Below are 15,446 nucleotides of genomic sequence, written 5' to 3'. Positions count from 1 at the left end.
GCAGGTATTTTGCTCAAAAAGCACACAAAATCAGAGATCATCCAAAAGTAAATGCCGCTTCTCCAGTTCAATAATGACCGCATCGAGGAATTTCGTAGCCATTAGCTTTTTGGCTTGGGCAATACCAACACGCCTCCCCACCCGCGAAGCCACCCGCAACAGGATCTTTTTCAGCAGGCTTTTTTGGCGCAAGCGGCCAATGATTTGGCTGGGAGCCTTATCGCCTTGTCCATGCCGTTCGCCATTCATGATGTTTTCCAATACTGCTTCAAACCGATCCTGCAGTTTATCTTCCAACTCCCGCAACTCCCGCACACTCATTTTAACCGAATCATAGGCAATACCAGTTTCTTCAGGCACCTGCTCCAGCAATCGACTTGTTCCATCCGGGTTTTCCACCACCCGCAAATCCGGGATAATCGGCAGAAAGACACCGGGTCCTTCATGCGCCGGAATCCGGAAGCGTTCTACATCACGGTATCCTGCCATCAGGATGGGATTGTTCTTTTCCAACGGAACGCTGAAATACTTTTGCAAAAAAAGCTGACAATTTCGCCGTCCCAATAAGAAGTCGTGCTCCCGGAATTCCTTTTTAAAGAACCCGGCAAAGCCGCCTAAACCACCACATGCTAAGGGAAAGCTCTGCTTTTCATGATTCTGATAACGGACAGGCAACACCATAAAACGGGTGTAGTTTTCCTCATCGTAAGCCTTAACCAACTCTTCCTCCTTAAACATCAATTGTTGCCGCATAGCATTCACCAACTCCGGAACGGCAAACTTAATCGCGTCCATGGGTTCGTTTTCCTCCACCATCCCCTGATCACTCGGAAAAGGATCAATCATAATCAGGGTGGTATCGAACGACGATGCAGACCGTTTTAACTCATAGTTGCGGGCTTCCATCTTTTTCCCTTCTGCCAGCAGGCAATCCTTGGCGCGACGTATCAAAATCTGGTCTGTCAGGCCAAAAGGTTCATTGTTGATCACCCCGCCATCCACATTCACACAGGTATAATCGTGTTCCGTTTCCAGTTTGAGATGCTCTTTCCCCGTGTTCAGAAACAAATTATCAAGCACATAACGTGGTGAACGGCTCAATTTACGGGGACTTAAGCCTACCGGGAATGCTCCGGTGGCAATGGCAGCATCAATCAATAATTCCTTATTAACTCCTTCTATACTATTAAACGACAAAGGAATCATGCCATTCCCTTCGTAGTGCCCATCTTCGGAAAGTTTGAAATGCGCCAAATCCTGGTGACGGGTCATGCGATGAACGCTTTCACCCAAAGCCGTTTTAAAGCGCAACTCATAATTGTACCCCCGCAAATTGGTTTGGGTGGTTAGAATTTCCAAATCCGAAGCAACATAAGGCCGGTCGACCTGTGGATCTTTAACTGCAGGATCAATCAAGCGGGAAGCGACTTTTTCAATAAAGCCAGAATCAAAAAGCGATTTCACTTCATGGCCCGGATGCCGAATGATATCTTCCGTATCCAGCATTTGCTCCATCATGTTTTGATACTCATTTTCGGTCAGGTTCACCCAGGCATCAAACAAGGGATTGCTGGCGGCTTCCGATGATTGGTAGTTGGCTGTTGTTACCGGCGGAAATCGTTGCTGAAAGGCACAAGAGCTAATCGCTGCGGTCATTCCTCCGGCCGAAGCTCCAGTAAGCACTTCGATGATCACATTATGCCGGGGAACTCCCGGCAAGTTCAAGTCTTTGGCTTTTTGCCAATGATCCAGCGATTCGAGCAAATAATCAATCACTCCAGCTGTGTAAGCGCCTGCCGAAACAGCACCGGCCATGCAAATACCAATCCGAATTGTTTTAGGTTCAGTCATACCACGTTTTTTTAGGGTTAACATTCAAAAGCATACTTGCTTTGCAGGGAGAAGATGTTGGACGAAGCCAACTTCACGGTTGGTCGGGCTAACTGGTTTTAGTACTAAAGATACAACATAAAAAGCAGACGAGTCAAATATAATCGGAGAATGGTTTCACCGCTCTGTCAAACGCAAAAACGGAAGACAACCATTAAGCCTATCTTCCGTTTACAAAGTCATTTTCAATCCCTTTTATCAGAACCAACGAAGGTATCTAAAATCCTGCCGGTGTGGTAATTTTTCGTTTTTGGGGAACATCCGAATGGCGTAATTGTAAGCCCCCGGATGAACCAGACGAAGGTTTAATTTATAAGTGGTCAGCCCATTTCCGGTTTTCACCAAGTCAAATTCCTTTCGCTCTACCAGTTCCGGTTCATCATTGAGGCCAGCCGTCTCAGTCATCACAATTTCCACGCCTACTTCGTCGGGCGACAGACCTTTCAAATCCAGAACCACCTGTGCCAGATATTCTTCTCCAATACGAATGGCGTTGGTAATACCATCTGCCATTTCAAGTTCCTTGAGCTCAATGCTCTCCCAGGTGGAGGCAACCTTATTCTTCCAGGCCACAATTTCCCGTGCTTCTTTAAAATCATCCGCTTTCAACCGATTGCCACGCGCTGCCTGCGGCACATAAAAGCGCTCCTGGTAATCCCGGATCATCCGGCTGGTTGTAAAGTTTGGCGCCACCTGAGCCTGTGTATTCTTGATGTAGCCAACCCACTCTTCAGGAATATTATCTGCGTTCCGCTTGTAAAAAGTCGGTACAATCTCATCCTCAAACAGGTTGTAAATTGTTTGCGCATCCAATTCATCCTGAAAGTCCTGAACATCGTAAGATCGCTCCAAAGGCAAAGCCCAACCGGCCCCTTCGTGGTAACCTTCCACCCACCAGCCATCCAATACCGAAAAGTGCAAGGTTCCATTCATCACTCCTTTTTCACCGCTGGTTCCGGAAGCTTCAAGCGGACGGGTTGGAGTATTCAACCAAATATCAACCCCCTGAAGCAATCGTTTGGCCAAATCCATATCGTAATTCTGAATGAATAGAATCTTACCCAGAAATTCGGGACGTTTGGAAATTTCGATAATGTATTTAATCAAATCCTGTCCGGCTTTGTCAGCAGGATGGGCCTTCCCGGCAAAAATAAACTGAACGGGACACTCGGGATTATTAACAATTGCCGCCAGACGATCGAGGTTGCGGAACAGCAAATGCGCCCGCTTGTAGGTGGCAAAACGCCGGGCAAAACCAATCGTCAATGCTTTGGGATTAAGACTGCTAATCACCTCTGTAATCAACTTGGGGCTTTCATTCCGCTTCACCCAGTTATCGGCAAAACGTTTCTTGATATACTCAATCAGCTTGGCTCGCAGGCTCTCTTTGAGTTCCCAAATTTCCTCATCAGGCACTTTATAAATCTTGTCCCATAAATCAGCATCCAGCTGGTTGCGGGTAAAGTTATCGCCAAAATATTTCTGATGAATGGTCTTCCACTCATTGGCAGTCCAGGTATCGTAATGAACACCATTGGTCACATAGCCAATATTCAGTTCTTCGGATAAATAGCCCTGATACAAGGGTTTTAAAATATGTTTAGAGACCTCGCCATGCAGCATACTAACACCATTGATGCCTTGGGACAGGTTTGCCGCCAAGAAACTCATGTTGAAATGATCTTCATGCGGAGCAGCTTTCCCAAGCATAATGAATTCTTCCCAGGCCAAACCAATTTTCGCCGGGAATTTATTCATATACGTGGCAAACAAATCCTGGTGAAACGAATCGTGACCGGCAGGAACCGGCGTGTGCGTTGTAAATAAGGTAGACGCCCGAACAATTTCCTTGGCTTCGGCGTAGGTCAGCTTACTTTCTTCAACCAAACCCCGAATCCGCTCCAGCCCAATCATAGCAGCATGCCCTTCGTTACAGTGGTAGATTTCAGCATCCCGATGGCCCAGTTTCTGCAGGGCGCGAATTCCCCCCAGACCAAGCAACATTTCCTGCTTCAGCCGGTTTTCATTATCTCCGCCATACAGGTGATGCGTTACAAAACGGTCGTTCTCACTGTTCGCATCAAAATCAGCATCAAGCAAATACAAGCTAACGGCTCCAACTTTCGCTTCCCAAACCTGCGCATAAAGCGTCCGTCCGGGATACTCCACTTCCACTTGGATCCACTTTCCGGCTTTGTCTAAAGCCGGCTGCACTGGTATTTTCGAGAACTGCTGTGCTTCGTAGTTGGCCATCTGGTCGCCTTGCAACGAAATGGTTTGTTTAAAATACCCATACCGGTAAAGCAGCCCTACAGCCACCAGGTTCGCTTTCGAATCGCTGGCTTCTTTCAGGTAATCACCCGCAAGAATTCCCAGGCCACCTGAAAATATCTTCAGGCTGTCATGTAAACCATATTCCATACTGAAATAAGCCACTTTGGGCCCTTCCCGTTGCTCCCGTTCCTTCTGGTAATTTTGAAAACGGCCATAAATTTGATTCATCGCTTCAAGGAAGGCTTCATCGCTTTCCAATTCGATAAAACGCTGGTAGCTCACCTGTTCCAAAAGCGTAATTGGGTTACGCTCACAGTCTTCCCATACATCTCCATCTATACTGGCAAATAATTCACTGGTTTCGGTATTCCAGGCCCACCAAAGGTTTTTACTTAACTCTTTCAAAGGAGTTAACTTCTCCGGCAAGTTCGACTCAACAAACAACTTTTTCCAATTGGGCATATCTACAACAGGTCGCTTAATATATCTTACACCTTCTGTCTTCATCTCCATCTAACAATTAATGTTTTACTAAACTCATTTCAAACTGAATCTTAAGCATGTTAATTTGAAAAAGCGTCCAAGCATACAACGCTTCCTTCAATTTCTCACAACGATCAGATTCACTGTCATTTCGCTATACTTATTTCTTGCTTTTTGCTTTTTTTATTGAAGTCGTTTTCGATTTAGCTGCGGCTTTTTTTCGTTTTTCCCGGCTTTGAAGCTGAGCAATCTCCAGCTCATATTTTTTTAACTTTTCTTCCTTCTCTCCCAAAACTTTATTGAGTGCAGCCAATTTGATTTCCAGCTCACTCTCTGGAACAAATGTATTGAGTCTTAGTTTAAAGTCGCTGTACACATTCATGAAATTGATAAACGCTTCATAAGGACTTTCATAAGGATTGAAGTAATTATGCACTTCTCCGTCAGAGAAAAATTTGGTACTCATGTAATAAAAGTGGTCACTTACCTGAAGGTAATGCCAGTCTTTATTCAAGGCTTCATCACTTACCTTGCTCATACGGTCTGCCAGCTGGTATACTTTATCGAAGGCCTCCTGCTGCATTTCATTGCCCAGCCAGGCAGTAATATCCCGCTCTTCGTCCGCCCACGAAATAGGATGTTGCACACTAACCGCCGAAACTGGCTGAAACTCATCAGCGATTTCGGAAGGCGTTGCAAAACGGAAATTGGATTGGCTGAACACCGCCTGGGGCAAATGCTCCATAAAGCGAAAAATACCGGATTCCTCAGATTGACGTTCGCCAAAGGCTTCATAGTTCATAAACAGGTTGATAATTTCATCCTTCTTATCATGATTGATCCAACGCACAAATTTCTCGGCCGTCAAAGGGTATTCATTCCATGCCTGGTTGGAAAAGCGAAAAGCAATGTCATCGCTCAATTTGTGGTTGCGCATCAATACCTTTAGTCTGGGCTTAATTGCATTGCAATACAAAAAGTTGGGCGACTTCCAACCCAGAATATGTTTGGCCCCTTCGGTTAACATGGCTTTAAAGCCCATATCAGCCACCATGGCACCTATTTCATCGGAATAAACCAGTTCGGTATTCCTAAAAACCTGCGGTCTCTGCCCAAAATAATGCTCAATGGTTTCGCTGTGTTTTTGCACCTGTTCTTCAAAAAGCTCCTTGCTTTTCAAGGCCACCAGTGAGTTGGAATAAGTTTCGGCCAAAAACTCCACCTGTCCGGTTTGGGCCAATTCCTGAAAAGACTGCAGCACCTCGGGCGCATACAGTTCAAACTGTTCCAGCGCAGTTCCGGTAATGGAAAAGGCAATTTTAAATTTTCCTTTATGCTTTTTAATGAGCTCAAGCATCCGTTTATTGGTCGGCAAATAGCAATGGTCAGCTACTTTTCGAAGAATGGTTTCATTGGCATAATCATCGTAGTAGTAATGATCATTTCCAATATCGAAAAAACGGTAACGACGGTAACGAAAAGGCTGATGAACTTGAAAATAAAAACAAATGGCTCTCATATCTTTTGTCTTTTTAATCGTTTTGTAATGCTTGGTAATACACATCGCGAACATTTTTAGCAGAGTTTTTCCACTGCAAACTGTCCACTTCTTTTTTTCCATGTTTCATAAACATGTTCCACATTCCCGGGTAGTTCAGCAGGCCGTATATGGCATCGGCCATGGCGTGCACATCCCAGTAATCTGTTTTGACGGCATATTTCAGAATTTCCGCAACACCTGACTGGTTTGAAATAATAACCGGCACATTGGTCTGCATGGCTTCAAGCGGCACAATGCCAAAAGGCTCCGACACGGATGGCATGACAAACACATCGCTCATTCGGAACATATCAAAAACATCATCCCCTTTTAGGAAGCCCGTAAAGTGAAAGTGATCCGCGATTTTCAATTCAGCAGCACGTTTCACCATTCGGTTCATCATATCTCCGCTTCCGGCCATCACAAAACGAACATTTTTCATTTGCTTCAGCACCAAATTGGCTGCCTCCACAAAATATTCCGGTCCTTTTTGCATGGTAATGCGCCCCAGAAAAGTGACGATCTTCTCATCGACTCCTTTCTTCAGGCGGATTTTGTCTTCCCGGCTTAAGGGTTCCACCGCATTGTAAACCGTGGTTACCTTCTGCGGATCAATGCCGTATTTTTCAATCACAATCCGGCGGGTCATGTTGCTCACCGTAATAATTTTATCAGCGGCCTGCATGCCGCGTTGCTCGATTTCAAACACCTGAGGATTTACACTTCCGCCACTCCGGTCAAAGTCAGTGGCATGCACATGAATCACCAGCGGCTTTCCACTAACCTCCTTGGCGGCAATGCCTGCCGGATAAGCCAGCCAGTCATGCGCATGAATCAGGTCAAACTCCTCGTCGCGGGCAATCACCTCAGCCACCAGCGAATACTTGTAGATTTCGTGCAACAGATCATTGCCATATGTTCCGGTAAACTCCAACCGTCCTTCTTCATTGGTTTCAACAAAGCGCGTCTTTTTTGAATATTTCTTACTGCTTAATTTCCAGAATTCTTCCGGATCCATGTAAGGTACCATGCCGGATTCTACTTCGTAATAGTCAATTTTACGCTGAAGGTCCCGAAACTGAACTTGTTTTCGGGTAATGGGGACTTCGTTCGCTCCGATCAGTTTCATGCTTGATTGATCCTCGTCACCATGCGCCTTGGGAACAACAAAAATGACTTCCACATCCTTGTATTCTGCCAGCCCTTTGGTTAATCCATAACAAGCTGTACCTAAACCTCCGGAAATGTGTGGAGGAAACTCCCAACCAAACATTAAAACTTTCATAAATATTCCGTTTTTCAGTTATTCGATAAATTTAAGAGCCATTTTATAGGCACGAATCAAGGCAGAAACACTCCAGGCCTGCGATATCGCTCCCTTCCCTTTGTGTGGCGGATTACCATTATAATTCTCAGGAATGGTACCAATACAATGCTCTGTCATTTCTTCTTCAAACCCCTCAATTATTTTTTTGACAAAGGGCAAACCACCTCTTTTATGAATTTTCAGGTACCCCTCAACAAAAAACTGCAACAACCAAGGCCAAACCGTTCCCATGTGCAATGTTTTCTCCCGCTCAGCCACACTTCCAGCACAAATTCCCTCATAGTCATTGCTCTCGGGCGACAAAGTCCGCAAGCCTCTGGGTGTTAACAGCTGTTGCTTGGCAACACTGAGGATTTGTTTTTGCTTTTCCCGATCCAAAGGGCTGTAGTCAAGCGCTGCGGCAATGACCATGTTGGGGCGAACCGACCAGTCTTTCTTATCGCCTCGCACGCTGTCGGCCAAATAGCCATGTTCTTCGCACCAGAATTCCTGAATGAAGGAATCAGCGATCTGCTTGGGCAAAGCCTCCCACTCTTTCACAAAGGCCTTGTCGCCCACAGCCTGCGCCAGTTCAAGGGCAAAACAAATTGTGTTGTACCATAAAGCATTCACCTCAACAGGCATGCCGGCACGTTGTACCACCGGCTTTCCGCCAACATAAGAATCCATCCACGTCAAGGCCATGTTTTCAGCTTCCCCTTCAATCAAGCCCAAGTGGTTCATCCGAATGTTGAAGTTGGTTCCATTGCGATAAGCATCCAGAATTTGCTTCATCGCCTGCCCGTACTTTTCCCAGATATAATTGCTGTTTTTCACCTCATTGGCATATTGTTGCAAGGCCCAGAAAAACCAAAGCGGCGTATCCATGCAATGGTAAGCCGGATGTCGCTTCCCATTCACACAGGGAAACAAGCCATCTTTAAGATACTTCAACTGGGTGTCAACCACGGCTTCAAACAAGTCTGTCTTTTCTAGGTCAAGCGTCAGGCCGGGCAACGCAACAAAGGTTTGGCGTGGCATGTAGCCATACCAGGGGAAACCGGCCACCAGATCCGCCGTTTGTCCTTTGAATACAAAGAACTGCTGTCCGGCATTCACCAGGCTGCCAATAAAGGTATCACGGGGATGTCGTTTATTGAGCTCACGGGTAAACCGGGTTTTCAAAGCATTGGCATTCACTTCGCTGGTAGAGGCTGAAAAAACAATGCTTTCTCCTTTTTCTATCGGCACTTCAAAATAACCCGGCACAAATAAATCTTCCTGATAATCATATCCTCTGTTTTTCTCTTTCAGGTATTCAATATTGTTGTACCAGTCAGGTACCGCAATAAACTCGGCAGGTTTTGAAAATTGCATGTGCAAAAACGGATAGCCCTCATACAGTTTCATTTTTATTCCGTTGGGCACCTTCTGATACTTGGTGTTGGCATACAGGTTGGCCTTACTCAACTGATGCACACTCCGAAACGCCAAAAAAGGCTTAAACCTCAACACGGTAGGCGAACTGGCCTCCTTAAGGGTGTACCGGGTAAGTACCTGCTGCCCCTCAGGAACCAAAATTCGCTCCTTATGAAGAATGACCCCGCCAACCCGAAACGTTGTTCTTGGGATGCGGTCAATCACAAAGTTCCGGATGTATTTATGTCCTTTGGGCTCATAATAATCATCGCCATATTTGTGAATTCCCAGGTTGAATTCAGCACCACGCTGAACAACGGTCTCATCAAAAGCTGAGAGCAGTACATGCCGGTCTCCGTCTAGTTCATCCAGCGGACAAACCAGCAGTCCATGGTATTTTCGGGTGTTGCATCCGGAAATAGTTGTACTTACATACGAACCTGTCCGATTGGACCGGAGTACTTCTCTTGACAGGGAATACTCCAGGTTCACTAAACGACTTTTATCAAATTTTAGGTAGCTCATAGTTCCAGACTTTGGGCTTTATCAATTGAGTAATTTCTATTTGTCTGAACAGGCGATCAGAAAGCCAGCGAGGCTATGCACAAATGTAAAGAAAGAAACCGGTTCATTTACCGGCTCTCTGCTGATAACCAATCCATTCCTGTTCAAAGTGTTTTTTTTCACTTTCTAAATTAAGAAAAGGAAAAATTTCCAATAATTTACTGATCTCTTTTAAGTTATATAACAGAAATTTCGCGTAAGCCTGAGCATCTTCATTTTGCGGACGATGCTCGCGGGCCTTCACAATCTTCATTACCTTTTTATTGACTTCCAGGCTTTCCTTGCTCAGCATTTTTGAGCAGAACTTTTGCCAGATGTGCTCTACCGCCTGCTCACTAATATGCAACATATCAGGCGCATAAAACCGATAATCACGTAGTTCATCCATCACAATCTCGTAGGATGGGAAGTAGGCGCATTGCTCTTCTCCGAAGCCGGTTACCAACCGGTCGATGGCCAGCAACAAGGTGGCTTTGCTAAGCTGATTCTCCACGGCACCATCTTTCCAGTGGCGTATTGGACTGACTGTGAAGAGGATCTTTAAGTTTGGGTTAAATTTCCAAAGCGCTAAAATCAGCTCCCGGTATTCTTCCACAATTTCGCCCGGCGTCAGGCGAAGTCGCTTAAAATCAGCAGCCGGCAACTTGTGGCAGTTTGACACGATTTCGCCGGTTCGTTTCAACTCATAAATCCAGGCAGTCCCCATCGAAAGAATCAAAAAATCGCTTGTTTTCAAATGCGCTGCCGACTGAGCCAATTGCCGGTTCATACCATCCAGCGCTTCCTGCTTATCGGTAGAAGAAAAGCGGCTGTGATGGTCAAAACTGTGCCACACGCCCTGGTGCTCAAATAAGTCGTCGGCGGTATATTGTTTTTCCTCCATCAGCAAGCGAAGACTTTTGGCCAACGATTGCGGATTGTATAAAATTCCAAAGGGATTCAGATCCACCTGAAACTTGAGCCGCTGCATTTTTAGCCCAATATTTTCAGCAAAACAGGATCCTGCCATCATCAGCTTCGACTGATGATTAATCTCCCATCCAAAATCTTTTAATTTAACTTCTGTAAAAAACTGATTCATATTATCGTATTCGTTTAAACGCTTCTCTTCTTAAGACCAAGGCTGTTCGTGCCGGTAAGTAGAGATGCAAATAGTGCTGACTCGCGAAGCCGGCTGACGGCCGCGTAAAATAAGTCATTCGTTGGTCAATGCGTTCCTGTCCTCCAAAGCGTTCCTCATCGGTTGTGAAAATGATTTTGAACTTGGACGGCTCAGAAGGAATTCCATAATCGGTAAAAGACTGGGTTGGATGAAAATTGAAGACCATCAGGAAATCGCCCCGCTGGTAACTCAAAATCTTATCCATCTTATTGTCATAACGCCAATTCACTTCCGGAGTTTCCAGCAAATGCTCCTGCCGTACCCACTGCATCATCACCTGGTCAAAATCAGCCAACAAGTGGTAACGCAACTCCGTATTGTCGGTCAAACTCCAGATTCGTCGGGCATGCTTGTACGACCAGTCATTTCCCTGCCGCGGAAAATCAATCCACTCGGGATGCCCAAACTCATTGCCCATAAAATTGAGGTAAGCTCCGCCGGCACAGGTCACCGTGGCCAGCCTTATCATTTTATGCAAAGCCATTCCCCGGTCAACAATCATGTTCGGCTGATCTTTCCGCATGCTATAATACATTTCCTTGTCGAGCAAACGGAAGATCAGGGTCTTGTCACCCACCAGTGCCTGGTCGTGCGACTCGGCATAACTCACTACCTTCTCGTCCATGCGCTTCGAGGTGAGCTCATGAAAAATCTGCCCCATATCCCAGTTATCATCCGGCACCTCCTTAATCAGCTTGATCCAAAAATCGGGCACGCCCATAGCCATCCGGTAGTCAAAGCCATAGCCTCCCTCATCAATGGGCGTGGCCAGCCCGGGCATGCCACTCATTTCTTCGGCAATCGACAGCGCATTGGGTGCCACTTCGTGAATCAGCTTGTTGGCCAAGTAGAAATAACTGACCGCTTCTGGGTCCACGCCTCCATCGTAGTAATCGTCATATTTTGTAAAGGCTTTACCCAGCCCATGATCGAAATACAGCATGCTGGTTACCCCATCAAAGCGAAAGCCATCAAACTTAAAGTCTTCAAGCCAGTAGCGAATGTTGGACAGCAGAAAATGCAAGACTTCATTTTTACCGTAATTGAAGCAGTAAGAATCCCATGCCGGATGCTCGCCCTTGGCGCCGGAATGAAAAAACTGGTAGCGGGTACCATCGTAGTTACCGAGGCCCTCCATTTCATTCTTTACCGCATGCGAGTGGACCAGGTCAATAATAATCGCCAGCCCCATGCCATGCGCTTCATCAATCAGCTGTTTCAACTCTTCGGGCGTACCAAAACGCGAGGAAGGCGCAAAAAAACTGGAAACATGGTAACCAAAACTTCCGTAGTACGGGTGTTCCGGTATCGCCATCAACTGCACCGTGTTGTATCCGGCAGCTTTGATTCGAGGTAAAACCTGCTCGCGAAATTCATTGTAGGTGTGTACCCGTTCTTCTTCGCCGGCCATGCCAATATGGCTTTCATAAATCAGCGGCGCTTCATCGGTTCGTTTGTAATCCGGGTGCTTCCATTCAAAATCCTTCTCCTGAATCCACACCTGTGCATTGAAAAGCTTGGTGTGCTCATCCTGCACCACACGCTTGCTCCAGGCCGGAATTCGTTTTCCACTTCCTCCATTCCAGTGCATGGAAAAGGCATACAACTGTCCGTGCCTCAACTGCTCTTCCCCCAACACCAGTTCCCAGCCTCCATCACCAATCCGGTTCAAGCGGTAGGCTTCCTGCTCTTCCCAGTTGTTGAATTCGCCAATCATAAAAATCTGCGAAGCATTGGGCGCCCAATCGCGAATCACCCAACCGTCTGCTGTTTTATGCAAACCATACCAATGATGTCCGCTGGCAAAGTCGCGCAACGAGCCTTGCTGCGTGAGCTCATGTTCTTTTTCGCGGGCTTGATTCAGGCGTTCCACAATAACCGCAGCATGCGGCTCCAGGTATCGGTCGTTCTTAACAAGTTGAGGTAATTCCATAGTTGAATGCTTTCTCTAAAGATAAAAAATTGCGCGATAGCTTCCCCTAAAGTCACTTTTAAATCAACAATAAATTATTCATCCATGTTTTCTGAAGAATTAACCAAAACCTATTATTGAACAGTCGATAAAATTTCATCCACAACTTAATTCCGCTTATCTTATACAACAAAAGCTGAATGGATGCCAACATGAAAACACTATTTAAAGCCACACTCTATTTTGTATTGATCGCCCTTGGAATCATCCTGGTGGCCACCCTCATTTTTAACAGCTATTACAGGCTGGTGAACAAGCGAGCGGAAAAAGAACTGCAGGCAGTATCCTTATTAACTGTTGACGGGCTTCAGTTTCGTGACCTGAATAAGAACGGAAAGCTTGATCCTTATGAAGACCGCCGCCAGCCGGTGGAGGTTCGGGTGGACGATATTCTGAAACAAATGACACTGGAAGGAAAAGTTGGTTTGATGTGGCATCCGCCAATTGGCATTGACGACGGAGGTGAGCTTCAAGCTAAACCCAGCATCCTCAGCCCGGTTTCGACCTACGACGCCATCATCCACCGAAAGCTTAATCATTTCAACCTGTTTGCGGTTCCCGGAACACGGGAGCTGGCACTCTGGTCGAACAAAATCCAGCAACTGGCCGAGAAAACACGGCTGGGCATTCCGGTAAGCATCAGCACCGACCCGCGACACGGCATTCAACCCGATACCGAACTATTGGGGGGAAACTGGTCGAGATGGCCGGACCCCATTGGGCTGGCAGCTACCCGCGACTCGGCGCTGGTGGTTGAGTTTGGACGCATCGCCAGCCAGGAATACCGTGCCGTAGGCATCCGGACAGCCCTGCACCCCATGGCCGACCTGGCCACCGATCCGCGCTGGGCCCGCATCAACGGCACCTTTGGCGAAGATGCCCAGCTGGCCGCCCAAATGACCGCGGCTTATATTTACGGCTTTCAGGGCGATGAGCTGGGCCCCAGCAGTGTGGCCTGTATGACCAAGCACTGGCCGGGTGGCGGCCCCCAGGAAAACGGCGAAGATGCCCACTTTCACTATGGCAAAAACCAGGTTTACCCCGGCAACAATTTCAAGTATCATTTAATCCCCTTTCAGGCTGCCTTAAAAGCCAACACGGCCATGATCATGCCCTATTACGGCATTGCGGTGGACCAGACCAACGAAAATGTGGGCATGAGCTTCAACAAGGAAATCATTACCAAGCTGCTGCGCGAAGAATACGGATACGATGGCGTGGTATGTACCGACTGGGGCATCATTGAAGGGTTTTCGTTTCTGGGGTACGAATTGGTGGAAGCCAAAAACTGGGGCGTAGAGAAACTTCCGGTTGAAGAGCGGATTGCCAAGGTCATTCGTGCCGGTGTTGACCAGTTTGGCGGCAACATGCATACCCGCCAACTGCTTCGGCTGGTTCGGAAAGGCGAAATTTCAGAAAAGCGAATTGATGAATCGGCCCGCCGCTTGCTGCACGCCAAATTTGTGCTGGGCTTGTTCGACGATCCTTTTGTTGATCCGGACCGCGCGGTTGAGATTGTCAACCAGGAAGCCTTTGCTGCCAAGGGGAAGTTAGCCCAGCGCCGATCACTGGTGCTGCTGAAAAACAAAGCAAACGCTACTGGCACGCCGATCCTTCCGCTGCAAAAAGGAATTAAGGTGTACACCGAGAATATTGCTCCCGCAGCAATTGCAAACTATGCCCAGCCAGCCAAACTGGATGAAGCCGATGTGGCCATCCTGCGCCTGAGAACGCCTTTCGAAGAGCGGGATGACGATTTCATGGAGAATAAGTTCCACCAGGGAAACCTGAATTTCCCGGAACCCGAGCTGACCCGGATCCTGAAGATCATACAGCAAAAACCCACCATTATTTGCCTGTATATGGACCGCCCGCCGGTGATTCCCGAAATCAGCCGCCAGTGCAGTGGCCTGCTCGCCGACTTTGGCGCCCAGGATGATGCCGTGCTGGACATTTTGTTTGGAAACATTACCCCAACAGGAAAGCTGCCTTTCGAAGTGCCATCGTCCATGGAAGCAGTAAGCGCCCAAAAGGAAGACCTGCCCTACGACTCAAAAGACCCCTTGTTTCCCTTTGGCTTTGGACTGACTTACGAGTGAGGAAGAGTGACAGTTGATAGTTCTCAGTGCATGAGTGCATGAGTACATAAGGACTTGGACTCGTAGGTTTGTCGATTTTTAATGACTTTAGTAAACACCACCTACTCCTTTCTCCTCCTGCCAAGGAGGAGAAAGGAGTAGGTGGTTGTTGGGAATTTTAGTTCGGAGTGCATAAGTCAGTTAAATTACATTTTTGCTTTTCGCTCCTTAACTTTCTCAATTTCCTCAATAATATCCTGTGGGTATTCATAAACCCAGCGATTTTCAAAATGAAGAACTTCAATCCCATTCTGTTTCATAAATGCGTCTCGTTCACGATCTTTCTCTTCAGCATGGTATCCGGCGTGCGTTTCTCCATCCAGTTCAATGGCCAGCTGAAGTTCCGGGCAATAAAAATCAAGAATATAATTTCCGATGGAATGCTGTCGTCTGAATTTTAGCTTAGCAACTTGTTTGTTTTTTAGCAGTTTCCACAAGCTTGCTTCAGCAGCCGTTGAATGACTACGTAAGCCTTTGCGGTAATTCTTCAGGTAGTTATGGTTATTAAGCCTGACCATTTTTTTATTGAAGTTCTGAAAAATACGGGAATTAGTCAAGCTCCTTATTTGCTGCATGTTTTGACCACCCCGTCCCCGACAAGTCGGGGCCACCCCTCCTTGGCAGGCGGGGAAATGGGCCTGAGCCGGACAGTTGAGTTTCGATGCTGAATGCATGTGTTTATCGGTCTAAAAAGTTGA

The 15,446-nt window shown here is 46.8% G+C and carries 9 protein-coding genes; 1 reads left to right on the top strand and 8 read right to left on the bottom strand.

The window, feature by feature from the left end; all coding sequences use genetic code 11:
• Positions 1-30 precede the first annotated feature (30 nt).
• From ACRD6K_RS18995 to ACRD6K_RS18965, 7 genes are all read right to left on the bottom strand, one after another.
• Positions 31-1,851, bottom strand: coding sequence for a patatin-like phospholipase family protein (locus ACRD6K_RS18995; protein WP_430974532.1), 1,821 nt, complete (start codon positions 1,849-1,851; stop codon positions 31-33).
• Between the two features lie 237 nt (positions 1,852-2,088).
• Positions 2,089-4,677: an alpha-glucan family phosphorylase gene (gene glgP, locus ACRD6K_RS18990; protein WP_430974531.1), complete on the bottom strand. Its 2,589-nt coding sequence runs from the start codon at positions 4,675-4,677 to the stop codon at positions 2,089-2,091.
• 130 nt (positions 4,678-4,807) lie between these two features.
• Complete coding sequence (locus ACRD6K_RS18985) at positions 4,808-6,166, bottom strand: glycoside hydrolase family 57 protein (RefSeq protein WP_430974530.1); 1,359 nt, start codon at positions 6,164-6,166, stop codon at positions 4,808-4,810.
• Between the two features lie 13 nt (positions 6,167-6,179).
• Positions 6,180-7,472: a glycosyltransferase family 4 protein gene (locus ACRD6K_RS18980; RefSeq protein ID WP_430974529.1), complete on the bottom strand. Its 1,293-nt coding sequence runs from the start codon at positions 7,470-7,472 to the stop codon at positions 6,180-6,182.
• Between the two features lie 18 nt (positions 7,473-7,490).
• On the bottom strand, positions 7,491-9,437 hold the full coding sequence (locus ACRD6K_RS18975; protein WP_430974528.1) for an amylo-alpha-1,6-glucosidase: 1,947 nt from the start codon (positions 9,435-9,437) through the stop codon (positions 7,491-7,493).
• A 103-nt stretch (positions 9,438-9,540) separates the two neighbouring features.
• Positions 9,541-10,557 (bottom strand): GSCFA domain-containing protein, encoded by a 1,017-nt coding sequence (locus ACRD6K_RS18970; RefSeq protein WP_430974527.1) that lies wholly within the window; start codon positions 10,555-10,557, stop codon positions 9,541-9,543.
• A 1-nt stretch (position 10,558) separates the two neighbouring features.
• On the bottom strand, positions 10,559-12,571 hold the full coding sequence (locus ACRD6K_RS18965) for an alpha amylase C-terminal domain-containing protein (protein WP_430974526.1): 2,013 nt from the start codon (positions 12,569-12,571) through the stop codon (positions 10,559-10,561).
• Between the two features lie 191 nt (positions 12,572-12,762).
• On the opposite strand from ACRD6K_RS18965, the gene ACRD6K_RS18960 reads away from it, so the two are divergent.
• The gene (locus tag ACRD6K_RS18960; protein ID WP_430974525.1) at positions 12,763-14,709 is read left to right on the top strand and encodes a glycoside hydrolase family 3 protein; all 1,947 of its coding nucleotides are present in this window, start codon (positions 12,763-12,765) and stop codon (positions 14,707-14,709) included.
• Between the two features lie 185 nt (positions 14,710-14,894).
• Here the strand turns inward: ACRD6K_RS18960 and ACRD6K_RS18955 are convergent, their stop codons facing one another.
• Entirely contained in the window at positions 14,895-15,422 is a 528-nt protein-coding gene (locus tag ACRD6K_RS18955) for an endonuclease domain-containing protein (RefSeq protein WP_430974524.1), read from the bottom strand.
• Positions 15,423-15,446 lie beyond the last annotated feature (24 nt).

It is taken from the genome of Sunxiuqinia rutila (assembly GCF_050589705.1).
In the GTDB taxonomy this organism is placed as follows: Bacteria; Bacteroidota; Bacteroidia; order Bacteroidales; family Prolixibacteraceae; genus Sunxiuqinia; species Sunxiuqinia rutila.
This window is presented reverse-complemented; position numbering and strand designations above follow the sequence as displayed.